General features: G+C 41.6%; 22 protein-coding genes and 1 tRNA gene. 16 read left to right on the forward strand and 7 right to left on the reverse strand.

Annotated elements, in window-relative coordinates; all coding sequences use genetic code 11:
- Positions 1 to 111 precede the first annotated feature (111 nt).
- Positions 112 to 2,286 (reverse strand): DNA helicase RecQ, encoded by a 2,175-nt coding sequence (recQ, locus tag Q0465_RS03625; protein ID WP_298612924.1) that lies wholly within the window; start codon positions 2,284 to 2,286, stop codon positions 112 to 114.
- A 371-nt stretch (positions 2,287 to 2,657) separates the two neighbouring features.
- Here recQ and Q0465_RS03630 point away from each other — a divergent pair, with 371 nt between their 5' ends.
- From Q0465_RS03630 to Q0465_RS03700, 15 genes are all read left to right on the forward strand, one after another.
- Positions 2,658 to 3,623: an SIS domain-containing protein gene (locus Q0465_RS03630; protein ID WP_298612926.1), complete on the forward strand. Its 966-nt coding sequence runs from the start codon at positions 2,658 to 2,660 to the stop codon at positions 3,621 to 3,623.
- Positions 3,624 to 3,669: 46 nt separating this feature from the next.
- Positions 3,670 to 6,156, forward strand: a complete 2,487-nt coding sequence (locus Q0465_RS03635) for a DUF5686 and carboxypeptidase-like regulatory domain-containing protein (RefSeq protein WP_298612929.1) — start codon at positions 3,670 to 3,672, stop codon at positions 6,154 to 6,156.
- Between the two features lie 92 nt (positions 6,157 to 6,248).
- Complete coding sequence (gene lptB / locus Q0465_RS03640; protein ID WP_298612932.1) at positions 6,249 to 6,980, forward strand: LPS export ABC transporter ATP-binding protein; 732 nt, start codon at positions 6,249 to 6,251, stop codon at positions 6,978 to 6,980.
- Positions 6,981 to 7,084: 104 nt separating this feature from the next.
- Positions 7,085 to 7,166 (forward strand) — tRNA-Leu (locus tag Q0465_RS03645).
- A 121-nt stretch (positions 7,167 to 7,287) separates the two neighbouring features.
- A complete protein-coding gene (gene tig / locus Q0465_RS03650) occupies positions 7,288 to 8,640 on the forward strand; it encodes a trigger factor (protein WP_298612935.1) in 1,353 nt (450 codons plus the stop codon).
- Between the two features lie 363 nt (positions 8,641 to 9,003).
- Positions 9,004 to 10,221, forward strand: a complete 1,218-nt coding sequence (locus Q0465_RS03655) for a pitrilysin family protein (protein WP_298612938.1) — start codon at positions 9,004 to 9,006, stop codon at positions 10,219 to 10,221.
- A gap of 71 nt (positions 10,222 to 10,292) precedes the next feature.
- Positions 10,293 to 10,925 carry an O-methyltransferase gene (locus Q0465_RS03660; RefSeq protein WP_298612940.1) on the forward strand — a complete coding sequence of 211 codons (633 nt, stop codon included), beginning with the start codon at positions 10,293 to 10,295 and terminating at the stop codon, positions 10,923 to 10,925.
- 55 nt (positions 10,926 to 10,980) lie between these two features.
- The gene (locus tag Q0465_RS03665) at positions 10,981 to 11,775 is read left to right on the forward strand and encodes a thymidylate synthase (protein WP_298612943.1); all 795 of its coding nucleotides are present in this window, start codon (positions 10,981 to 10,983) and stop codon (positions 11,773 to 11,775) included.
- 258 nt (positions 11,776 to 12,033) lie between these two features.
- Entirely contained in the window at positions 12,034 to 12,825 is a 792-nt protein-coding gene (locus Q0465_RS03670) for a glycosyltransferase family 2 protein (protein WP_298612946.1), read from the forward strand.
- Between the two features lie 46 nt (positions 12,826 to 12,871).
- A complete protein-coding gene (gene rfbH / locus Q0465_RS03675) occupies positions 12,872 to 14,218 on the forward strand; it encodes a lipopolysaccharide biosynthesis protein RfbH (RefSeq protein ID WP_298612949.1) in 1,347 nt (448 codons plus the stop codon).
- Positions 14,215 to 14,991 carry a glucose-1-phosphate cytidylyltransferase gene (gene rfbF / locus Q0465_RS03680; protein ID WP_298612951.1) on the forward strand — a complete coding sequence of 259 codons (777 nt, stop codon included), beginning with the start codon at positions 14,215 to 14,217 and terminating at the stop codon, positions 14,989 to 14,991. The genes rfbH and rfbF overlap by 4 nt, the downstream gene beginning before the upstream one ends.
- Before the next feature lie 3 nt (positions 14,992 to 14,994).
- Positions 14,995 to 16,077 (forward strand): CDP-glucose 4,6-dehydratase, encoded by a 1,083-nt coding sequence (gene rfbG / locus Q0465_RS03685; protein ID WP_298612954.1) that lies wholly within the window; start codon positions 14,995 to 14,997, stop codon positions 16,075 to 16,077.
- Positions 16,074 to 16,610 (forward strand): dTDP-4-dehydrorhamnose 3,5-epimerase family protein, encoded by a 537-nt coding sequence (locus Q0465_RS03690; RefSeq protein WP_298612957.1) that lies wholly within the window; start codon positions 16,074 to 16,076, stop codon positions 16,608 to 16,610. The genes rfbG and Q0465_RS03690 overlap by 4 nt, the downstream gene beginning before the upstream one ends.
- Positions 16,610 to 17,488 carry an NAD(P)-dependent oxidoreductase gene (locus Q0465_RS03695; RefSeq protein ID WP_298612960.1) on the forward strand — a complete coding sequence of 293 codons (879 nt, stop codon included), beginning with the start codon at positions 16,610 to 16,612 and terminating at the stop codon, positions 17,486 to 17,488. Before Q0465_RS03690 ends, Q0465_RS03695 begins: the two co-directional genes overlap by 1 nt.
- A 9-nt stretch (positions 17,489 to 17,497) precedes the next feature.
- Positions 17,498 to 18,496 (forward strand): glycosyltransferase family 2 protein, encoded by a 999-nt coding sequence (locus tag Q0465_RS03700; RefSeq protein ID WP_298612963.1) that lies wholly within the window; start codon positions 17,498 to 17,500, stop codon positions 18,494 to 18,496.
- Between the two features lie 4 nt (positions 18,497 to 18,500).
- On the opposite strand, the gene Q0465_RS03705 is transcribed toward Q0465_RS03700, so the two are convergent.
- The 5 genes from Q0465_RS03705 to Q0465_RS03725 form a co-directional block, all read right to left on the reverse strand.
- Entirely contained in the window at positions 18,501 to 19,532 is a 1,032-nt protein-coding gene (locus Q0465_RS03705) for a galactofuranosyltransferase (RefSeq protein ID WP_298612966.1), read from the reverse strand.
- 77 nt (positions 19,533 to 19,609) lie between these two features.
- Positions 19,610 to 20,728 carry a UDP-galactopyranose mutase gene (gene glf, locus Q0465_RS03710; RefSeq protein ID WP_298612968.1) on the reverse strand — a complete coding sequence of 373 codons (1,119 nt, stop codon included), beginning with the start codon at positions 20,726 to 20,728 and terminating at the stop codon, positions 19,610 to 19,612.
- Between the two features lie 10 nt (positions 20,729 to 20,738).
- Positions 20,739 to 21,488 (reverse strand): lipopolysaccharide kinase InaA family protein, encoded by a 750-nt coding sequence (locus Q0465_RS03715; protein ID WP_298612970.1) that lies wholly within the window; start codon positions 21,486 to 21,488, stop codon positions 20,739 to 20,741.
- Positions 21,466 to 22,521: a glycosyltransferase family 9 protein gene (locus tag Q0465_RS03720; RefSeq protein WP_298612973.1), complete on the reverse strand. Its 1,056-nt coding sequence runs from the start codon at positions 22,519 to 22,521 to the stop codon at positions 21,466 to 21,468. Before Q0465_RS03720 ends, Q0465_RS03715 begins: the two co-directional genes overlap by 23 nt.
- A gap of 99 nt (positions 22,522 to 22,620) precedes the next feature.
- Positions 22,621 to 23,226 carry a DUF4254 domain-containing protein gene (locus tag Q0465_RS03725; RefSeq protein WP_298612976.1) on the reverse strand — a complete coding sequence of 202 codons (606 nt, stop codon included), beginning with the start codon at positions 23,224 to 23,226 and terminating at the stop codon, positions 22,621 to 22,623.
- Between the two features lie 117 nt (positions 23,227 to 23,343).
- Here Q0465_RS03725 and Q0465_RS03730 point away from each other — a divergent pair, with 117 nt between their 5' ends.
- Positions 23,344 to 23,925 (forward strand): dihydrofolate reductase, encoded by a 582-nt coding sequence (locus Q0465_RS03730; protein WP_367274297.1) that lies wholly within the window; start codon positions 23,344 to 23,346, stop codon positions 23,923 to 23,925.
- Here Q0465_RS03730 and Q0465_RS03735 read toward each other — a convergent pair.
- Positions 23,895 to 24,375, reverse strand: a 481-nt coding sequence (locus Q0465_RS03735; protein ID WP_298612979.1) for a glycosyltransferase, incomplete at its 5' end; no start/stop codon positions are given. The genes Q0465_RS03730 and Q0465_RS03735 overlap by 31 nt on opposite strands.

Here is a 24,375-nt window from a genome sequence, read left to right on the forward strand (position 1 = left end):
TGGGGCAGGACCGGGATTCTATTTATCGGCGAAGCGTCAGACAAAATGGGATAGGGTAAACTCTTATTTACCGGATAGCTTGCCAAAGGATAATTCCTTTTCTTTCTGATTTTAGTTTCCGTGTTTGGAATGAAATTTCAGCCGCATGAGACGCAGGTCTTCTTCGGAATAATCTCCTTCAAATTCGTCAAAGGCTTCTGCAATATTGTCGGTCTGGGCTTCCATGAAATAATCGAATATTTCCTTTTGTTGTTCTTCGTCCAGAATTTTATTAATATAATAGTCGATATTGAGTTTTGTTCCGGAAAATACAATTGCTTCCATCTCTTTGATCAGTTCTTCATAGCTGAGTCCCTGGGCTGAAGCGATGTCTTCCAAATCAATCTGACGGTCGATGTTCTGAATGATATATACTTTAAATTTGGATTTGTTGGCTACCGTTTTCACCACCATATCCTGAGCCCGTTCGATTTCGTTATCTTCTACATATTGTTTGATGACTTCTACAAATTCTTTTCCGTATTTTTGGGCCTTGCCTGTTCCTACTCCCTGGATATTCGCTAATTCTTCAATAGTGATAGGGTAATTAATACACATATCTTCCAAAGAGGGATCCTGGAAAATAACATAAGGAGGTAAGTTGTTGGTTTTAGCAATTTTTTTCCGTAAATCTTTCAGGATAGCAAATAAAGTGTTGTCTAATGCGGAAACGCCGCCTTTCTCCTGAATCTTTTCTTCATTTTCCTCAAAATTACGATCTTCCATCAGCATAAATTCTTTAGGGTGTTCTAGAAAATCCAGTCCTTCTTTCGTTATTTTTATTACACCGTATTGTTCAATATCTTTTTCAATGAGTCGGCTGATTAAAGCCCTTCTGAAAACCATGGTCCAGAATTGGCGGCTTTTTTCTGCCCCGCTTCCGAACATTTCCAGTTTGTCGTGTTTATAAGCCTTTATAGCTGAATCGGCTTCCCCGATCAGGATATTGACCAAGTGCTCTATTTTAAATTTTTCTTTTATTTCTGAAACCAATGTGAGAGCGTCTAATATATATTCTTTGCCCTCGAACTCTTTCTTCGGATACAGACAGTTGTCGCAGCATCCGCAATTGTCTTCCTCGAAATCTTCTCCGAAATAATGGAGCAGGACTTTTCGACGGCATAGAGAGGTTTCCGCATAAGATACGGTTTCCATCAGCAATTGTTTCCCGATTTCCTGTTCGGCTATCGGTTTCCCTTGCATAAATTTTTCCAGTTTCTGAATGTCCTTGTAACTGTAATAGGTGATACAGATGCCTTCGCCTCCGTCTCTTCCCGCGCGTCCGGTTTCCTGGTAATACCCTTCCAGGCTTTTGGGAATGTCGTAGTGGATGACGAAACGGACATCCGGTTTGTCAATCCCCATTCCAAAGGCAATCGTAGCTACAATAACGTCTACTTCTTCCATCAGGAATTTGTCCTGGTTTGCACTTCGGGTAGAGGCATCCATACCGGCATGATAAGGGGCTGCCTTGATTCCGTTTATACAAAGGACTTCTGCCAATTCTTCCACTTTCTTCCGGCTCAGGCAATAGATAATTCCCGATTTCCCTTCGTGTTTTTTGATAAATTTGATAATATCTTTGGTCGGATCGTTTTTCGGACGGACTTCATAGTATAAGTTCGGACGGTTAAAAGAGGATTTGAACACTTCAGCGTCCAGCATATCCAGATTTTTCTGGATATCGTGTTGTACTTTCGGGGTAGCGGTGGCTGTCAGTGCAATAATGGGTGCTTTTCCGATTTGTTCGACAATGGGACGTATTTTACGGTACTCTGTCCGGAAATCGTGTCCCCATTCAGAAATACAATGTGCCTCGTCTACGGCGAAGAAAGAAATCTTTATTTTTTTGAGGAATTCTACATTACTGTCTTTCGTCAGAGATTCCGGCGCTACATACAGTAATTTGGTCTTTCCTTCCAAAATATCTTCCTTGACTTTCAGAATTTCGGTTTTTGTCAAAGAAGAATTCAGAAAATGAGCGACTCCTTCTGCTGCGCTGAATGAACGCATCGCATCTACCTGGTTTTTCATTAAAGCAATCAAAGGAGAGATCACAATAGCTGTGCCATCTAACATAAGAGCGGGCAACTGATAGCACAATGATTTACCGCCCCCTGTGGGCATAAGTACAAATGTGTTTTTACCCGCTAATACATTCCGGATGATAGCTTCCTGGTTCCCTTTGAAGTTATCAAAACCAAAATACTCTTTTAATTTTTCATGTAAATCAATCTCCAATCCCATTGTTTTTGTAATCTTTTCGCACACTTTTTACAAAGGAAGTGCAAATTTATAACTTAATTTCGATGAACAAACAAAAAAATTATAATTCTTATGATCTGAAAATTCAGAAGGTAAAAAAGGGAAATGAAACCGGATCGTATCTTTTTCACATTCCCGAAATATAAACTCTCAGATTTCTTTGTTTTCCTTCGATAAAATTCTTTTTGTAAAAATAGAATGTATAACCACTATTTTAGGGCGAATCATAAAAAAATGATACTTTTGCCTTTGAGTAAAGTTATAGTAAAAAATAATTCCTGCAAGAATTTTTGTCAACTTTTTTTGGCATAAATATTGCAATCAGTGGAATAGTTTATTAATGATTTGATAAAATGGTTGATATTAAGTGTGTTGCAAAGAAAGTCATTTCGGACGAGGCAGAAGCAGTCCGGAATTTGCTCAATTATATTGACGACGATTTTGAGAAAGTTGTAAAATTGATATATGAAAGTAAGGGGCGGGTGATTATTACGGGAATCGGCAAAAGTGCAATTATCGCCCAGAAGATTGTAGCTACCTTGAATTCTACGGGGACGCCGGCTGTTTTTTTACATGCTGCTGATGCCATTCACGGGGATATGGGAATGGTGCAACCTGAAGATGTGGTTATATTTGTTTCTAAAAGCGGGAATACGCCCGAAATTAAAGTTTTATTACCCCTGATCCGGAATATTGGCAATAATTCGATTGTAGCTATGGTATCTAATACGGATTCTTTTTTGGCTCAGAATGCGGAATATGTGATTAAAGCTAAAGTCGGGCGGGAAGCTTGTCCGAATAATTTAGCTCCTACCAATTCCACTACCGCTCAGTTGGTGATGGGGGATGCTTTAGCGATGTGCCTGATTGAATGCCGGAGTTTTTCCAGCCGCGACTTTGCCCGTTTTCATCCCGGAGGATCTTTGGGGAAACGTCTTTATACACGGGTTTCAGATGTTTTTGATAAGGAGAACCGGCCTAAAGTCGGTTTGGAAGATGGCATCCGGAAAGTAATTCTGGAAATGTCCGGTGGCTGTCTGGGAGCCGTGGCTGTTGTCGGCGAAGGAGAGAAATTGATCGGTATTGTAACAGATGGGGATTTACGACGTATGCTAGAAAAATATAAGGACGTTGACGGACTGAAAGCTGCAGATATTATGTCGGCTTCTCCCAAGACGATTTCGGAGGATGAATTGGCTTATAATGCCTTCAGATTGATGGAGAAAAACAGTATTACCCAGTTGGTCGTAATTGACAGTCAACACGTATATAAAGGTATGGTTCATCTTCACGATATACTGAAAGAGGGGGTGGTATAAAAATAATCCGGGAAGGTTGGAAGGGATTTCCTATGACAATAAATTCATGAATAAATATATTCTCTTAATATTATTGATGTTGGTGACTTCGGTGGCCTGGGGACAAAATACGCGTGTCAGGGGAAAAATCACCGATGCCAGGACCGGGGAACCTCTCCCTTTGGTCAACGTCGTATTTAAGGGGACTACTATCGGTGTAACTTCTGATTTTGAGGGTATTTATACCATGGAAACCCGCGAAAGTGTATCCGAACTGCAGGTTTCTTTTGTCGGTTATGAACCCCAGACCGTGAAGATCATACCCGGCTCATACAATGCTTTGGATTTTCGATTGGTTCCGTATACCGTTGATTTGGAAGAAGTACAGGTCACTCCCGGAGAGAACCCGGCTCACCGGATTCTGAAAAATGTTTCCCGGAATAAAAAGAAAAACAATCCCGATCAATTGCCTTTGTATAAATGTTCTACTTATACCAAAATGGAATTGGACCTGACCAATATCAATCCTTATTTTAAAAATAAAAAATTGCAGAAGAATTTCGGTTTTATTTTTGAACATATGGATACTTCCGTCGTCACCGGAAAACCATTTTTACCCATCATGATTTCGGAAGCGACGGCCGATTATTACCACCGGAGTTCACCTGGTTTTTCCCGTGAAATTGTTAAGGCCAGCCGGATTTCGGGGATAGAGGAAGATTATTCTTTGGCCCAGTTTACGGGGCATTTACACGTCAATGTAAATCTCTATGATAATTATATCAATATTTTTGAAGTAAAATTTGCCAGTCCTTTATCTGAACACGGGTTATTATATTACAAATATTTTTTGGTCGATAGTATGCAGATTGATGGGCGGAAAACATATAAAATCCGGTTTCATCCCAAAGGAACTTCTACTCCGGTATTGGATGGGGAAATAAATATCGATTCGGCTTCCTGGGCTTTACAGTCGGCCCATGTGAAGATGCTGAAAGGGTTGAATGTGAATTGGATCCGGCATTTGGTTATCGATAATACGAGTGAACTGATAAACGATTCCGTTTGGTTTCCGAAGCAGGATAAACTTTTTGCGGATTTCACCATCGTAATGTCTGATTCTGCCAAACTTGTCTCTTTTTTGGGACATCGTCAGATTGATTATACAAATGTACAATTAAATGAACCGATTCCGGAAGAGGTACTGAAGTTGGATAATAATGTAATTATTTCCCGGGACGTATTGAAGAACGACGAACAGTATTGGGATGCCGTACGTCCGTATGAACTTAGTGTGAAAGAGAAACAGATTTATGGCATGGTTGATTCCGTAAAAAATGTGCCTCTCTATCAGAATATTTACACATTGATCAGCACCATCTTAGGAGGGTATTACGATACTAAATATGTTGGCATAGGCCCTTATTATAAATTGTTTAGTTTTAATAAACTGGAAGGTTGCCGTTTTCAGCTCGGCTTGCGGACAACTTCCGATTTCAGTAAGAAAGTCCGTTTATTCGGACATTTGGCGTATGGAACAAAAGACAGGCATTTCAAAGGCGGGGGAGGATTTGAATATATGTTTAAGGATTTGCCGACTTCCAAGTTGACGATGTCTTATAAACATGATGTAGTGCAGTTAGGAGCAGGAGTAAATGCATTTACGGAGGGAAATATATTGAGCTCTATTCTGTCCAGGGGAAATAACGACCGCCTGAGTCTGGTAAATCAGGGAGATATTTCATTCGAGCAGGAATGGCGTCAGGGAGTTAGCAATACTTTTGCTGCTCAGGTGAGGAATATTTTCTCTTCCCGTTATGTACCTTTTATCAAACCGGATGGAGAGAAAATGAATTCCATTCAATCGCTTTCTTTCCGGCTGAGGACCCGTTTGTCTAAAAATGAGATTATTGTTCGGCAGACATTTGATAAATTTTCTCTGGGATCCGATTATCCGATTTTTATCTTGGATTTATCGGCTGGAGTAAAAGGTATTTTTAAAAATGATTATGAGTATTATCGTTTGGAAGGTACAGTCATGTGGGACGTGGCATTCCCTCCGATCGGAACCTCTAAATTTGCATTGAGCGGAGGTAAAATTTTTGGAAAGATCCCTTATCCTTTATTGAAATTGCATGAGGGAAATGCGACTTATTTTTACGATCCCTATGCTTTTTCCTGTATGAATTATTACGAATTTGCCTCTGATTTATGGGCCTCTTTGATGTACGAGCATCATTTCAAGGGCTTTTTCCTGGGTAAAATTCCTTTAATGAAGAGGCTGAAGTGGAGAGAAGTGTTTATATTCAAAGCTTTGATCGGTACTCTGGAAAAGAAAAATAACGGAAGTCTGGAAAATACAAAGGCTATTTTACTTTTCCCGGAAGGAATGTCATCTGTATCCAAGCCTTATTTTGAAGCAGGGGTAGGGATTGAAAATATTTTTAGAATATTGCGGGTGGATGCCATCTGGCGTTTGAGTCACCGACATAGTGTACCCGGACAAAAAGTACAGAATTTTGCAGTCAATTTCAGTATAAACCTGAATTTCTGATCGGAACAAAATAACTTTACAATCAGAATAGGCTTTAGAGTATTTGTTAACTCTTAACTTTTGCCTATCTTTGTGCACCAAAACAGAGATTTATGATATTAAGAGCAGAGGACCTGGTAAAGAAATATAAAAGCCGTACAGTGGTAAAAGGGGTTTCCTTACAGGTAGAACAGGGGGAAATTGTTGGATTGTTGGGTCCTAATGGGGCAGGAAAGACGACTTCCTTTTATATGATTGTCGGGTTGATTACCCCGAACGGAGGCCGGATTTTTCTGGATGATCAGGAGATTACAAAAGAACCAGTGTATAGGAGGGCTCAGTTAGGGGTAGGATATTTAGCGCAGGAAGCCTCTGTATTCCGCAGGTTGAGTGTAGAAGATAATATCAAGGCTGTTTTGGAGATGACGAAGATGCCGAAAGAGGAGCAGAAGGAACGTTTGGAGGAGATGCTGGATGAATTCGGTTTGCAGCATATACGTAAAAGCCTTGGAATACAGTTGTCCGGAGGAGAACGTCGTCGTACAGAGATTGCCCGGGCTTTAGCTATCCGTCCGAAGTTTATATTGCTGGATGAACCCTTTGCAGGGGTAGACCCTATTGCTGTTGAAGATATACAGGGAATTGTGGAGAAACTGAAAGATAAGAATATCGGTATTTTAATTACAGACCACAATGTACAGGAAACGCTTTCCATAACGGACAGGGCCTATCTTTTGTACGATGGACGGATATTGGAATCGGGTACTGCTGAACATCTGGCTGCTGACCCGGAAGTAAGACGGGTTTATCTGGGTAAAAATTTTGAATTGAGGAAAAAAAAATAAGTTAAAAAGGAAGAGTATTTTAGCTGTACAAATCTAAAATCTTAATTCATAAATATTTTGGAGGTTAGAAAATTTAAGCTATTTTTGCAGCGCTGAAATTGTAAGCGGGCGTGGCGAAATTGGTAGACGCACTAGACTTAGGATCTAGTGTCGAAAGACGTGGGGGTTCGAGTCCCTTCGCCCGTACAAAATGGAAAGCCGCCTTCCTCCAGGTGGCTTTTTTAGATTAGAAGAATTGAAATTATTGTATAATTAAAACTGTTGTGACCGTTGTAACTGTTGCGACTGTTGTAACAAAGACGATAGCATGAATATAACAAAAACCCAGAACGATGATCTTAATGCCGTTATTAAGATTCAGTTAGGTAAAGAAGATTACGCTAACCGCGTGGAAAATGTACTGAAAGATTATCAGAAAAAAGTGGTTATTGACGGATTCCGTAAAGGGAAAACTCCTATGGGAATCGTGAAGAAGATTTATGGTAAGGCTGTATTGGTGGAGGAGATAAACAAGGTATTGGGAGAAGCTCTTAATAATTTTATCAAAGAGAATAATCTTCAGCTGCTGGGTGAACCGCTCCCGAGTGAGACGGAACAAAAAGAAATGGATTTGAACGATGAGAACTTCGAGTTCGCATACGATATTGCCCTTTCTCCGGAAGTAAATGTGAAATTGAGTAAACGGGAAAAAGTGCCTTATTATTTGATTACTGTCGATGACGAAATGATCGATAAGCAGATCGAGAATATGTGCAAGAACAATGGGGAAATGGTACCGGTAGAAGAGATTGAAGGAACGGAATATATTAAGGGAGAACTGATTGAATTGAATGCAGACGGAAGTGTAAAAGAAGGCGGGGTAAGAAATGAAGATGCCTCCCTGTCCGTTATGCATATGAAAGACGAAGAGGCTGTAAATGCGTTTAAGGGAGCTAAAAAAGGTCAGGAAGTTAAATTTAATGCAGCGAAATCTTTCCCCAGTAAGGCAGACTACGCTTCTCTGTTAGGGGTTGCTAAAGAGGAAGTAGAAAAAGTAAATCCCGATTTTTGTTTCATTATCAATGAAATCAAACGCTATGTGAATGCGGAAGTAAATTCCGATTTATTCGATAAAGTTTATGGTAAAGAAGCCGTCAAGGATGTGGAAGAATTCCGTAACCGGGTGAAGAGCGATATTGAAAAACAATTGCAGGGACATTCGGATTACCGCTTTACGATAGATGCACGGGAGAAATTGCTGAAAAAGAACGAAGAGGTTGCCTTGCCGGAAGCTTTTTTGAAAAGGTGGATCCTGGCGGTAAATAAAGAGATGAAAGCGGAGGATGTAGAGAAGGATTTCGAAGGTTACCGGGAAGAATTCAAATGGCAGGTGATTAAAAATGCATTGATTAAAGAATATGAACTGAAAGTGGAGGCAGACGATCTGAAGGCTGTGGGACGCGAAGTCGCTGCTGCACAATTACAACAATATGGATTGTACGGACTGACCGATGAACAGTTGGACGGATTCGCGGTTAAATTGCTGGAAGATGAAAAACAACGCCAGCATCTTTATGAAAGAGCTGTGGATAACAAAATCTTTGCGGTCATAAAAGAAAATGTGAAGCTGGAAGAGCAGCCTATTGCTATGGCTGATTTTGAGAAATTATTTCAAAAATAAAGAAAGAGAGCGAAAACTTTCGGACGCTGAAATTCCAAAAAGCTGGTGAAATTTTTTTCATCAGCTTTTTTTATGCTTTCCCGTCACAAAAACAGGCGTTTCCGGTGCGATAGGTTTAAATGTACCATTATAATTGAGGAGGGATTTTTTTCTGGAATCGGATTAATGCTTCGCTGATTAACGGAACTGTCGTTCCGAATGAAGGGTGATTCTAAACCGGAGGTTTGGTTGTCGGAAGGCCGCAATACGGGCCTTAATCCGGCACAATGTGCCGTTAAACACTTTCACACTTTATTTGATTCCGTAAATCCCGATTTTTTTCCTACTTTTGTGGGCTAATTAGAAGAGGGAGAATTGTCGATAATGTATCAGACTTATATATTGAAAAACGGACTGAAGGTTATTCATGAACATATACCGAATAAAGCAGCTTATTGCGGTTTAATTATAAATGCCGGAAGTCGTGATGAAAAGGAAGATGAAGTAGGGATTGCTCACTTTATCGAACATGTGATTTTTAAAGGTACTACCAAGAGAAAAGCTTATCATATTCTGAGCCGTATGGAGGACGTGGGGGGAGAATTAAATGCTTATACGACAAAGGAAGATACCTGTATTTATGCATCTTTCTTACCTAAGGATTACGAGCGGGCACTGGAATTATTTGCCGATATTGTTTTCGATTCCGTATTTCCGGAGAAGGAAATAGAAAAGGAGAAGGAAGTAGTCATTGACGAGATTAATTCTTATAAAGATTCTCCCGGCGAGTTAATTTTCGACGATTTTGAAGAATTGGTTTATAAGGGAGAACCTATCGGACGTAATATTTTGGGAAATGAAGAAAGTGTGCGGAATTTGAGCCGCGAACAGATTTTTAATTTTGTGCGCCGGAATTATGTGCCGCAGCGCATGGTGATCAGTTCGGTAGGCGACATCGCTTTTCCCAGGCTGATTCGTCTGGTAGAGAAATATTTTGGGACATTGTCCGGGGAAACAGTACCCTTTAGCCGGAATTGTCCGGATATCTATATTCCGCAGCAAAGGGAGATCGTAAAAGGCACTTTCCAGAATTATTGTATATTGGGGAATGTCGCTTACGGTTACCGGGAGGAAAAGCGCCTGCTCTTATCCGTACTGGCAGATATTTTAGGGGGGAGCGGGATGAATTCGCGCCTGAATCTGAATCTTCGGGAAAAGCATGGTTTGGTATACAATATAGAAGCTTCCTATACCCCTTATTCGGACACCGGGATTTTTACGGTTTATTTTGGTTGTGATGCTGTAGATTTGGAAAAATGCCTGAAATTATGCCGGCGGGAGATGGAAATGCTTTATCGTGAACCTTTGGGTCAGGTTCAATTGAGAAAGGCAAAAACGCAGGCTGTGGGACAACTGATGTTATCGGCTGAAAATTATGAAAATACCATGCTTTCAATCGGGAAGAGTTTTTTGGTATACGATAAAGTGGAGAGTATCGAAAGCCTTTGTACTAAAATTGAAGAGATGAATGCAAAAAGTTTGCAGGAAGTAGCAGCTGAAATATTGGACATAAGCCGGCAATCGGTATTAGTATATAAATAACCCCGGATTGTTTCCGAAGGGAAAACTATGGGGAATAATGGTAGAAAAAATCACGGAATTTTAGACAGGGTATGGAATTGAATGCTGCATTGGAAGAATACATCAGGGCCCATTCGGATCCGGAGCCTGCTGTTTTGGAGGAGTTGAGAAGAGCTACTCATTTGCAGGTTATGCGTCCCCGTATGTTATCCGGAAATATGCAGGGGCAGTTCCTGAAGCTGATTTGCCGGATTATGGGGGCAAAGCGGATACTGGAGATCGGTACCTATACCGGATATGCTGCTATTTCAATGGCTGCAGCTTTACCGGAAGAGGGAAAGTTATATACGGTTGATATCAATGATGAAATTGAGGATTTTACGCGGGAGTATATAGAGAAAAGCGGTTTGGGGGAAAAGATCTGTTTTTTGCTGGGGGATGCTTGCCGGATCATACCTGTTTTGGAAGAACAGTTTGACGTTGTTTTTATCGATGCCGATAAAAGACAGTACGCCGATTATTACCGTCTGGTATTTGATAAGGTACGTCCGGGAGGAATCATTATTGCCGACGATGTGCTGTGGGAAGGAAAAGTGATACAGGAGACCCGGGACGCACAGACGAAAGGGATTTTGGATTTTAACGACCTGGTTGCTGCGGATGAACGTGTTGAAAAAGTAATTCTACCGGTCCGGCACGGATTGATGTTGATACGGAAAAAATAATAACTTTGTGATACAGTTTTAAGGCTGTTGAATTTTAATTTTTGGATAAATTATCATGAAGCAATATCTGGAATTGTTAGACAGAATTCTGAGGGAAGGGGTCCGGAAAACAGATCGGACAGGAACCGGGACAATTAGTATTTTCGGACATCAGATGCGGTTTGACCTGCAAAAAGGATTTCCTTTGCTGACGACTAAAAAATTGCATTTAAAATCGATTATCTATGAGTTATTGTGGTTTTTGCAGGGAGATACGAATGTACGTTACCTGCAGGAACATGGCGTCCGGATTTGGGATGAATGGGCTGATGGAAAAGGGGAGCTGGGACATATTTACGGTTACCAATGGAGAAGCTGGCCCCGTCCGGATGGAACTCATCTGGATCAGATTGCACAAGTGATACGGGATATACAGCATACTCCGGATTCCAGAAGATTGATCGTAAGTGCCTGGAATGCCGGAGATATTGAAAATATGGCTTTAGCACCCTGTCATGCCTTATTCCAGTTTTATGTAGTGGAAGATAAATTATCTTGTCAATTGTATCAACGGAGTGCAGATACCTTTTTGGGAGTCCCTTTTAATATTGCCTCTTATGCACTGTTGACGATGATGGTGGCCCAGGTTTGTGGTTTGCAGGCAGGAGAATTTGTACACACATTGGGAGATGCCCATATTTATCTGAATCATGTGGAACAGGTGAAACTGCAGTTAGGGCGGGAAGCCCGGGATTTGCCGCAAATGGATATAAATCCTGACGTCAAAGATATTTTCAGTTTCCGGTATGAAGATTTTCAATTGAGGAATTATAATCCTCATCCGCATATTAAAGGAGATATATCTGTTTGAGTATAAGAAAAAAGCGGGAGGTTTTGTCCGGAAGAGGAAACTTTCCGGATACCGGGGAAGGAGAAGAGCTGGCTCTTCTTTTTTGTAGAATTTCCTTGCCTGCAGAAATCGTATATTTTAAATGATATGCTTATTTTTCATATTGTTTACCCTGAATTTGTATTATTAGGCAGAATATGTTTATTTTGCTAAAAATAAAATAATTAGAAGGAGAAAGCTGAAAATTGCTCCGGCTAGTTAGAGAAACTCATTCTGAATATGAAAGTTAGTTTAATCATAACGACCTATAACTGGGAATCTGCTCTCCGCTTGTCTTTGAAAAGTGTTTTAAAGCAGACCCGGATGCCTGTGGATGTGGTGGTGGCGGACGATGGTTCCCGGCCTTCCACGAAGGCATTGATCGATGAAATGCGGGAACAATTCCCTTGCAAACTCAAACACGTTTGGCAGGAAGACAAAGGTTTCCGGGCAGGAAAAATCCGGAATAGGGCCTTTGCTGTATGTGAAGGAGATTATATTGTGCAGATTGACGGAGATATTATTATGCATCCCCGGTTTATAGAGGATCATATGACGGAAGCCAGAAAAGGGTATTTCTTATCGGGAGGACGGGTAAAACTCAAGGAAGATGTATCGGCTTGTTTTGAAAAAGCCGGAGAATATAAACTTTCCTTTTTCAGTAAAGGGATACGCCGCCGTATCAATGGCTTGAGATGTCCCTGGCTCACTCCTTTCTTTTATGATTATAAGAAAGGCCGGATGTATGGACGGGGGTGTAATATGTCATTTTGGAAAGAGGACCTGTGGGCGGTTAACGGATATGATGAAGCTTTTGTCGGGTACGGATTTGAAGATTTCGATCTGCCGGCCCGTTTGAACCGCTATGGGATTCAAAGACGGTTTGTTAAATTCAAAGCGATAGAGTACCATATTTATCATAATGAACATAGTACCAAACACGATATGAGCGTGAATGAAAGTATTTACAACCGGAATAACGAGAATAAACTGATCCGTTGTGAATATGGAATAGATCAATATTTGGAATAGTAGGGAATTATTTTTGCAGATAGGGTAAAAATTTAAATAGAACAATATGGCCCGGAAAGAAGAGTTAAAGTCGCAAATATTAGGGTTAGTAAAGGAATACTATGCGGAAGTGCATGCTCCTTCTAAGGTTTTTGAGGCAGGGAAGACTTTTGTTAATTATGGAGGACGTTATTATGATGAGGAGGAAATGCTCAATCTGGTTGATTCTTCTCTGGATTTTTGGTTAACGGCAGGTCCTTGGGCCCGGAAATTTGAAACCCGTTTTGCTGAATGGCTGGGCGTGAAGTATTGTTCTTTGACGAATTCCGGTTCTTCTGCCAATTTACTGGCTTTTATGAGCCTGACTTCTCCTGCCTTGGGAGAGCGTCGGATTTGCCGGGGAGATGAGGTAATTACGGTTGCTTGTGGTTTTCCTACTACGGTCACTCCTATTATTCAGTTTGGGGCTATACCGGTATTTGTGGACGTCACTTTGCCTGCGTATAATATCGATGTTACTCAGTTAGAACAGGCTTATTCTCCCAGGACCAAAGCCGTAATGATTGCTCATTCTTTGGGGAACCCTTTTGATATAGGTGCTGTAAAGGCATTTTGTGATGCTCACGGTCTTTGGCTGATCGAGGACAATTGTGATGCTTTGGGATCGCTTTATTTTATAGACGGGAAATGGAAGAAAACAGGGACTATCGGACATATCGGCACCAGCAGTTTTTATCCTCCTCACCATATGACGATGGGAGAAGGGGGAGCTGTATATACCAACGATCCGCAATTGCATAAAATTGTAAACTCATTTCGGGATTGGGGAAGGGATTGCTGGTGTATGGGCGGAGTTGATAATACTTGTCATTACCGGTTCAGTAAGCAGTTTGGGGAATTGCCCACGGGTTATGACCACAAATATGTCTATTCTCATTTCGGTTATAACCTGAAAGTCACCGATATGCAGGCCGCTATTGGTTGCGCGCAATTGGAAAAACTGGATGATATCGTGGAAATCCGCCGGAAAAACTGGACGGTATTGAGAGAAGGGTTGGAGGGGGTTGAAGGCTTGATTTTACCTGAGCCGCAAGCAAATTCAAAGCCCAGTTGGTTCGGATTTTTAATTACGGTAAAAGATAATGCAGGTTTTACCCGCAATCAATTGTCCGCTTACCTGGAAAGTAAAAAAATTCAGACCCGTAATTTATTTGCCGGAAATCTGGTAAGGCATCCTGCTTTCGACGAAATGCGCCGGACGGAGACAGGCTATCGGATTGCCGGAGAATTGAGCAACACCGATTTTATAATGAATAATACTTTATGGATAGGTGTTTATCCGGGAATGCAGCCGGAGATGTTACAATATATGATTGAAACGATTAGAAATTTTGTATCCCAACATAAACAATGAAAGCAGTAATTCTGGCAGGAGGTTTCGGTACCCGTCTCAGTGAGGCTACCAACCTGATCCCCAAGCCTATGGTTGAAATCGGCGGTAAACCGATTCTTTGGCACATTATGAAAACGTATAGTTACTACGGTATAAATGAGTTTATTATTTGCTGTGGTTATAAGCAATATGTAATTAAAGAATATTTCGCCAATTATTTCCGGCACAATAGTGATATGACAGTAAATTTGGCGGATAACAGCGTGGAGATTCTGGATAATCACAGTGAAAATTGGAAGGTGACAATGATAGATACCGGTTTAAATACCATGACAGGGGGACGGATAAAACGGATTCAGAAGTATGTCGGGGAGGAGCGGTTCCTGCTCACGTACGGGGATGGAGTGACGGATTTAAACATCCGGGATACCCTCTTGTCTCACGAAAAATCCGGGGCTATTCTTACCTTAACGGCTTATCAGCCGAGTGGGAAGTTCGGAGCTTTACAAATTGATCCGCAGACGGATCAGGTAACATCCTTTTTAGAGAAACCGGATGGTGACCGGAATTGGATAAATGCCGGTTATTTTGTCTGTGAAAAGGACGTTTTCGATTATATCAGGGAAGGGGATGAGACGATATTCGAACGGACGCCCCTGGAGAATATTGCCCGGGACGGCAAAATGCATGCTTTTAAGCATACAGGATTTTGGAAACCGATGGATACACTGAGAGACAGTGTGGAATTAAACGATATGTGGGAGAAAGGAATTGCTCCCTGGAAAGTTTGGTGATTTATGGCAAATCTGGATATATTTCGGGAATTTTACAAAGGGAAACGGGTTTTAATTACTGGCCATACCGGTTTTAAAGGATCCTGGCTGGCCATTTGGTTGCATGAGTTGGGAGCGGAAGTCATTGGTATAGGTCTGGAGCCTTACTCGCAACGGGATAATTTTGTGTTGTCAGGGATTGGGGAAAAGATTGTGGATGTAAGAGCAGATATCCGGGACGGGGAAAAGATGAAGCAGATTTTTCAACAGTACAGGCCTGAACTCGTTTTTCATTTGGCAGCCCAGCCGATCGTCCGTTTGTCGTATGAAATTCCGGTGGAGACATACGAAACCAATGTCATGGGAACAATCCGGATTATGGAAGCTATACGGAATACGCCTGATGTCAAAGTAGGCGTTATGGTTACAACAGATAAGTGTTATGAAAATAAGGAACAGATTTGGGGGTACCGGGAGAATGAACCCATGGGAGGGTATGACCCCTATTCCTCTTCCAAGGGTGCAGCAGAAATTGCAATAGCTTCCTGGAGACGGTCGTTTTTCAATCCGGAGACATACGGGGAACACGGTAAGTCGATTGCCAGCGTGCGTGCGGGAAATGTCATTGGAGGAGGCGATTGGGCTTTGGACCGGATTGTGCCGGACTGTATAAGAGCTCTGGAGGCCGGGGAACCGATTGAAATCAGAAACCCGCAGGCGGTTCGGCCGTGGCAGCATGTTTTGGAGCCTTTGAGTGGTTATTTATTATTGGGGATGCAGATGTGGAAAAAGCCTGCCAGCTATTGCGAAGGCTGGAATTTCGGTCCCAGGGCGGAATCTGTAGCTACTGTGTGGGAGATTGCAGGACAGATCGTTGCCGATTATGGCAGGGGAGAGGTGAAAGATGTTTCAGGGACGGCTGCTCTGCATGAAGCAAAACTTTTGATGTTGGATATTTCAAAAGCGAAGTATTATTTAGATTGGGAACCCCGCTTAGAAGTCAGGGAAGCAGTAAGCCTCACAACCGATTGGTATAAACGTTACCGGAAAGAGCCCGTTTATGGCATCTGTACAGAGCAAATAGAAAAATATATGTCTTCCCGATGAAACGAATAGAAACACCTATAGCCGGTTTATATATTCTGGAAACAGTTTGTTTTCAAGATGAGAGAGGATGTTTTCAGAAATTGTATAATTCCGATTTTTTTAAAGAAAACGGCTTGGATACGGATTTTAAAGAATTTTATTATTCGGTTTCCCGGAAAAACGTGATCCGGGGAATGCATTTTCAGTTGCCTCCTTTTGAACATACCAAATTGGTATATGTCAGTAAGGGGAAAATCCGGGATGTAGTCGTTGATTTACGTAAAAAATCAGCTACTTACGGAATGCATTTTGCTTTGGAAATGGATGAAGTAGAGGCCCGGTATTTGTATATTCCCCGGGGATTGGCCCATGGCTTTTTAGCTTTGGAAGAAGGGAGTATTGTCAACTATGCCCAGACCTCCTGTTATGCGAAAGCGCAGGATTGCGGGATTGCCTGGGATTCTTTTGGATTCGACTGGGGGGTGGAACGACCGGTTATTTCCGGGCGGGATCTGGCTTTTGAAAAATTAGAGAACTTCAAATCTCCTTTTTGATGAATATACTGGTAACGGGAGCTACGGGCTTTGTCGGACGGCATCTGGTCCGGAAATTGAAACAAGATTTTTCCCTGCATCTTCTGGTCCGGGAAGGTTCGGATTTAACGGGATTAGAAGGCTTCCCGGTGTATCGTTTTAAAGAAAATATTCCGGAACTGAGGCAATATTTGGAAAAGGAGAGAATAGAGGGAATTGTACATTTGGCCTCTTTCTATGTAGCCCAGCATCAGGAGGAACAGCTCAAAGATATTATTTTGTCGAATGTCTATTTCGGGACAGCTTTATTGGAGGCTGCTTGTAAAAGCGGGGTAAAATGGTTCCTGAACACAGGTACCATATGGCAGAATTACGAATCAGAGCGTCCGGAATATTGTCCCGTAAATTTGTATGCGGCTTCCAAACAGGCTTTTACCGATATGGCACAGTATTATACGGCTGTTTCTTCCCTTCGTTTTATCACTTTAAAGTTGTGTGATACATACGGTCCGGAGGACACCCGGACTAAAATATTGGCTTTGTTCAAACGGATAGCCGGAACGGGAGAAGAGTTGGCGATGTCTCCGGGAGCTCAGCTCATCGATTTGGTGCATATTGACGATGTGATTGACGGTTTCCGGATTTTGATAGATCGGTTAAGCAGGGGGGAAGAATCAGGGGACGAGTATGTATTGAGGGCTCTACGGCGTTATTCTCTCCGGGAATTGTCTGTTGTTTTTGAACAAATCAGCGGGAAAAAGTTGCACATTATATGGGGAGGAAGGGAGTACCGGAGGCGGGAAGTGATGTGTCCCTGGAATAAAGGAACGGTCTTGCCGGGTTGGCATCCCCGGGTTTCTTTGGAAAAGGGGATTTTGGATATATTACAGAATAATTGAGAAAGATAAATGCGGAATATTTTTGAAATAAAGGATAATTTTCAGACTTGCAAGGATACCTCTTCTATATTGGTAAGCGGGGATTTTTCCAATTGTCCGGCACCGGAAGTTTCTGTCGTAATGCCGGTTTATAATCATCCGGATTTTTTACGGGTAGCATTAAAATCGGCTTTGGATCAGGATTATCGGGGAGCCTATGAGATTATCGTAGTGGATAACGATGATTCGGTTCAGGGAGAATCTCCGAATTTTAAAGTGGTCCGCGAATTCAATGCGCCTCATGTATATTATTACCGGAACCAGGTGAATATCGGGATGTTTGGCAACTGGAACCGTTGCATTGAGCTGGCCAGAGCTCCTTTTCTGGTCTTTTGCCACGACGATGATATGCTTCTGCCGAATGCCTTGTCCCGCTTGATGAATTTACAGAAAAAAAGTGGAAATAAAGCTATTTTTTCAGCCTTCAATAAGATAAACGGAAAAGGAGAGTATATTAAAAAGAAAAAGGTTGGTAAGAAAATATTGGGGATATTGAAGAAAAAAGATCACTATAATTATGCTGTATTTGCTCACTTTATGGATGAAGTAGGCAATGGGGTAGGATCCCTGTTTGCCAAAGATTGCCTTTTGGAAATCGGAGGGTTTAACCCCGAGTTTTATCCCGTTGCGGATTATGCTTTATTTTCCCATTATACCTATCGGTTCGGTGCATTATACAATACCGTTCCGACGTTTAATTACCGCATAGCCGAGAACGAGACTTTTAATTGTTATCGGGAAATGCTGGAAATGGACAAATATATATGGACCTGTATGAAAGAGGCCATCGCTTTGCCCGACCGTTTTCTCGACCGGATTATACAGGCGAAATATAATACCCGGAAGATTCGTTTTGACATTGAATTTGGTCATAAAGACAAATCGCTGAAAAAAAGCCTGAAAACGACGGATAAGCTTTTATTGAAAATGATACACTGGACATTCTTTTTTAAACGTTATGGTTTTTAATTAATTATGCCAGTGCGTTCAAAGCTTCTTCTACGGCTTTTGTACAATAATAACCATTTGCTAAACGATTGCTGACCGTAGCAATATTGGTTTTCATCTGTTTGTATTCTTCAGGAGTCAACGCTTTTAAGCGTTCGTTTAGTTCAGTCAGGCTGCTGATCGTTATACCGATGTGATTCTTTTCAATGAAAGGAGCTAAAGCTGCTTTTTTCCAGATAATTACCGGGAGCTCACAACGGATATAGAGAGACGTTTTATGGGGATTATTGTATTGTAAGTATTCTCCCCAGTTGCCGCTACAGGAGCTGATGGAATCTCCGTCCCATACCAGGCCGAAATCTCCTTCTGCTTTGGCAATCAACTGATCGGAAGGAACAAAACCTTTGTAGGTGAAATGTTCTTTTCCCTTGGCTTTTTCAGGTTCAAATCCGTTGCCGTACAAATTGATGTGATAATTGGAGATAAATTCACCTATTTCGTATAGAAATGCATTTTTACGGGGACTCAATCCCCCTGCATATACAATGCCGTAAGGGATTTGAGGAGCCGGCCGGACCGGGGCTGTGGTTTCAGAAAGGTAATCGAATATTTCCAGGCAACCGATCGGAATTTTACATCCTTGTTGTTCTAGCCAATTTTTCATGGATACATTATGGGCAATAATATAATCACTGTGACTCAAGCGTTTTATTTCCTGAAGGACGGTGAGTTTCTGACGTCTGAAACTGCCGAGATCGTGGATCAGGGTGATTACTTTGGCTCCCCTCAGGTGGGCCATATTACATACGAAACAATAATATTTTTTCAGCGGATATTGTAAAAGTAAAACATTCCCTTTCCGAAGGCAGAAAGGAGCTTTCAGTACCCCCAGGAGCGTAATAATAAAACCGAGAATTTTATTGGTACAGACGGTTTGTTTTAGTCCGGCATTCCGGAATCCGTTTTGCTGAAGAATTTTTTCAATATCGGTTTTGGCCTTGTTACCGGCATTTTGTAAACCTTTGTAGTTTTTGGAAAGATAGCATTTATTTGTCATATTCTGGTTCAATTCAAATCCTGATTGTTTTAATATTATATTGTTCGTAAGCCGGCATGAGAAGGGCTAACAAAGAGTTAGAATAAAAATTCCCGACGGGATAAATTCAAGGCCGCTTCCACTGTGTCGTCCATATCGAAATAAGCATACTGGGCCAGCCGGCCTCCTAAAAGAAGGCCGGAATACCCGGCTGCTTTTTCTTTGTATTTTTTGACTTTAGCTGTATTCGTTGCATCATTGACGGGATAATAAGGTTCGTCTCCCGCCACGAAGGTTTTGGGATACTCCCGGGTAATGACAGTGAAGGGCTGTTGTCCGAATTCAAAATGTTTGTGTTCAATGATACGGGTATAGGGTACTTCCCTTTCGTTATAATTGACAACTGCATTTCCCTGAAAATCCGGAAGGGCTAACCGCTCTTGTTCAAAGTGAAGGCTCCGGTATTCCAGCGGACCGAATTCATAATTGAAAAATTCATCTATACAACCGGTAAATACTGTTTTATCTGCCAATTGCCCGAAGTAATCCCGGTTTTCAAAATAATTTGTGTTCAGTCTTACTTCTATGTCTTTTAAGAGCCCTTCGATCAATAAATTATAGCCTCCGTAGGGAATACCTTGGTAAGCATCATTAAAATAATTATTATCGTATGTAAACCGGAAAGGAATCCGTTTAATGATGAAAGCCGGAAGTTCTGTAGCCGGTCTTCCCCATTGTTTTTCGGTATATCCTTTGATCAGAATCCGGTAGATATCTTCTCCGCATAATTTTAAAGCTTGCTCTTCCAGATTGGCCGGTTCCTGGATAAATGCATATTTCCCGCGTTGCTCTTCTATTTTTTTACGGGCTTCTGCCGGGCTGATAACTCCCCACAGCCGGTTAAAAGTATTCATATTAAAGGGGAGGTTATAGAGCTTTCCCTTGTAGTACGCCAGGGGTGAATTTGTGAAACGGTTGAATTCTGCAAAACGATTGACATAATTCCACACCTCTTTTTGGCTGGTATGAAAAATATGTGCGCCGTATTTATGGACATGTATACCGTCGATATCTTCACAATATATATTTCCACCCTTGTGGGGACGTTTGTCGAGAACCAGGCATTTTTTTCCTGCCTGTGTCGCTTGCCGGGCAAAGACGGCTCCAAAGAGACCGGCTCCGACAATTAAATAGTCGTATAGACGCTTTTGTTCCATAAAATAATGTTTATATATCCAGTTGAAATTCAGGCGGATGCCTCCGGCTATAATGTTTCCAGAATTTCTGGCGGTAATGTAATACTAATTGGATACATTGTGCCGTATCAAAGTGACGGGCTTCGGCATATTCCGTGGCTAATATACGAAAAAAAGGTTGTTGCCCCCAAAGACGGGCGAAATTGGCACACCCTTCTTTGATACTTACAGGACCGAATTTCATCCGGTTGATATCAACTACACAAAATTCAGGTTTTCCTTTATTAATATCGAATAAAATATTCCCCGGGGAATAATCTTTATGGTATACTCCTGCTTCATGCATACGGGCTGTATACCGGGCAAAAGCCCTGATAATTTCTTCTTTTCCTTCAATGGGAGAGATACCGAATTCATAAAATCTGCGGGTATAAGGTACCTGGAGACTGATAAAGTAACAGCTGCCAAGTAAACCGTTATGGTTTATACAGATGCACCCGACAGCTTCCGGGGTACTGATGTCCAGCCTTTGTAGTTTCAGGGCATATTCATAAGCTCTGAGGGCTTTGGGGAGACGGAAACAGTTATAAATGATCCGGTTGAAAAAAAGAGGAATACCGAAACGCTTTACATTGAGGGACAGTCCTTCCTTTTCAAACACCCGTAATTCGTTTCTGCTCTGATAGATGATTTTTCCATTTTGGGAAAAAGTATCGGGAAGGGCAGTAATGAACGAACGCAGGTATTCGTATTTCGGATTAATTAATATCTTTCTCTTCATTTTTTTTCAATAAACTTTCCGTTTCCTGAACGATTCTTTCGGGAAGAATGCGGTTCAGGCAAGCGTAATCATTCCGCAGACAAGGTTTGTTGCCAAATACGGAACAAGGCCGGCAAGGTAAATCAATCTGTATGGCCTGCTCTTCTTTTTGTCCCCAACCCATAAATCCGCACCAGGGATGGGTAGCACCCCAAAGGGAGAGGACAGGGGTATGGACCAGAGAAGCCATATGCATATTGGCGGAATCCATGGAAATCATAACGTCCAGATAGCTCATCAGCGAGAGTTCTCCCGACATATTCAGTTTTCCCGGTAAGGCCAAAGTCCCCGGAAATTTTTCTTCCCATTTTTTGAGGATTTCTGTCTCTTTTTTGCCTCCGCCAAAAAAGAAAAGACGGATGTCTGGCCTTTCATTCAATTGTACGATGACTTTTTCCATAAGGGGAAGGGGATATATTTTCCCCTGATGTTGTGCAAAAGGGGCTATACCTACCCATTTTTCCTGTTTTTTTTCTCCTGTAAGGGAACGGATGAGTTCGAAATCTCCTTTCTTCTCACCATAAATAGAGGAAAATAAAAGGGTAAGCGGTAGTCCCAAACGGCCGAATACTTCTTGGTAACGGGTAAAGGAGGATTTTAACGGTTTAAGAATTTTGCGGGTGGGCCGTACCAATTGTTTTTTTTCTTTCCGTCCTTTTTGAATAAATGCCACCTTTTTTCCGGAAAACCAAAAGCAAGTCCGTAGGAAACGGGTGCGCAATACATCGTGCAAATCAGCTACTGCGTCGAATTTATAAGAACGGAGTTCCCGGAATAAACGGATTAATCCGATGATTCCTTTATGTCTTCCCTTCAGATCCGCTGCTATAAATGCCACATTTTCCGGTAACTTTTCAAAAAGCGACCGGAAGTTGGGGCGGCTTAACAGAGTGATTTCCAGTTCGGGGTATTGCTTTGCCAATGAGTAAACTACAGGTACAGTCATAGCTACATCCCCCATAGCGGAAAAACGGATGACCAGCAAGCGTTTCATTCTTAACAATTTTCTATTCCGTGGTCAGGAGCTTAAAACTTTACAAGTTAATTTTCTCCCTGCATCCTTGGGGAGGTGTTGAGGGAGAGAATCTCTTTTTTATTTCTTTCCGTAAAGGACTGGATTCAGAGCCGGGTCATTATACATTTTCATCTGTTTGTACACTTTCATATATTTCCGTCCGGCGGCTATGTCTTCCAGTAATTGTCCGATAGCTGTGGAAAGATCTTTTTGCTGTTCCAACAGAACGTTCAGTTTTTTTTCGCATTGCAAATGGTGTTCCGGATTTGTGTCAGTCCGGTTCACTTCCTGTTGCATATGATAAATTTTTAAGGCCAGTATAGAAAGCCGGTCAATTGCCCAAGCCGGGCTCTCGGTGTTGATGACAGCGTCCGGTAAGACAGCTACCTCTTTGAATTTATCCAGAAAATAACTGTCGATCAGTTCCACTAAATCTGTACGATCCTGATTGGATTTATCGATACGTCTTTTTAGTAAAAGGGCTTCTGCCGGGTCGATATTCGGATCCCGGATAATATCTTCAAAATGCCATTGTACAGTATCAATCCAGTTTTTCAGATATAAATAGTACTCTATACTTTTTAGAGGATATGGGTTCTGAATAGGAGTGTCTACATTGTCTTTCACGTGGTAATCCCTAATGGATTCATTAAAAATTTTGTTGCAAATGTCGGTAAAGGCCATAGTACAATTTTATTAAGTTATCTAAATTATCGCACAAAAGCACGAGCTTTTGCAAAGCTAGGCAAAGTTTCCGTAAGAAGCAATTATTTAAAGCGTAATCCGGAAAATGGAAAGGAAATGAAAAGATTTGTATGCCGGAGAAAGGAAGACGGTTTTATGCGGGAATATCCTTATCTTTGTACATTAAATTTTGTAATTATGATTTTATCCATTATCGTTGCGGCTTCGGAAAATAATGTTATCGGAAAGGATAACGGACTGATATGGCATTTACCTGTTGATCTCAGGCATTTTAAGACGTTGACAACAGGGCATACTATTGTGATGGGACGCCGGACTTTTGAGTCTATAGGAAGGGCTTTACCGAACCGTCGGAATGTCGTTATTACCCGTAATCCTGCATTTGCTGCTGAAGGTTGTGAATGTTATACCAGTCTTTCCGAAGCTTTGGAGACTTTAAAGTCAGAAGAAGAAATTTTTATTATCGGAGGAGGTACATTGTATAATGCACTTTGGGAAAAAGCCGGTCGTTTATACCTGACCCGTGTGCATACCCGTGTGGAAGGGGATACTTTTATTCCGGAAGTGAATACTGCTGAATGGACGGAGGTAAACCGTACCGAGACTTTCCCGGACGAGAAAAATGAATTTGCCTGTTCGTTTATCACTTATGAACGCAGGGAAACGAGTTCCCGGTAAATATCATGGACTTTTTGAGTTAATAAACGGGGATCAAATTGTTTGTGGGCAAATTGGAAGCCCCCTTCTGTCAGCGTATTACGGAGGGCGGAATCCTCTAAAATTTTTTGTATGCCCTCGGCTATTTCTTCCGGACGGGAAGGATTTACGTAGTAGCAATAGGCACCTCCGGCTTCCGGCAGAGAAGAAACGGAAGAGGTAATAACCGGGACTTTACTCAGCAATGCTTCGGTTACCGGGAGCCCGAAACCTTCGTAAAAGGAAGGGTAAATAAAAATCCGGGCGTTCTGATAAAAAGCCTGGAGAATACTGCTGTCGTTCAGATTATTGAGCCAGATTAAACGATTGTTCAGCTGATGGGCAGAGGCATATTCTTCTACCTGTTTTTTATAATTTCTTCCATTGCCGATGATAACCAGAGGAAGTTGTAGTGAGGGAGGCAACAAATGA

Source organism: uncultured Odoribacter sp. (assembly GCF_937966165.1).
GTDB lineage: Bacteria > Bacteroidota > Bacteroidia > Bacteroidales > Marinifilaceae > Culturomica.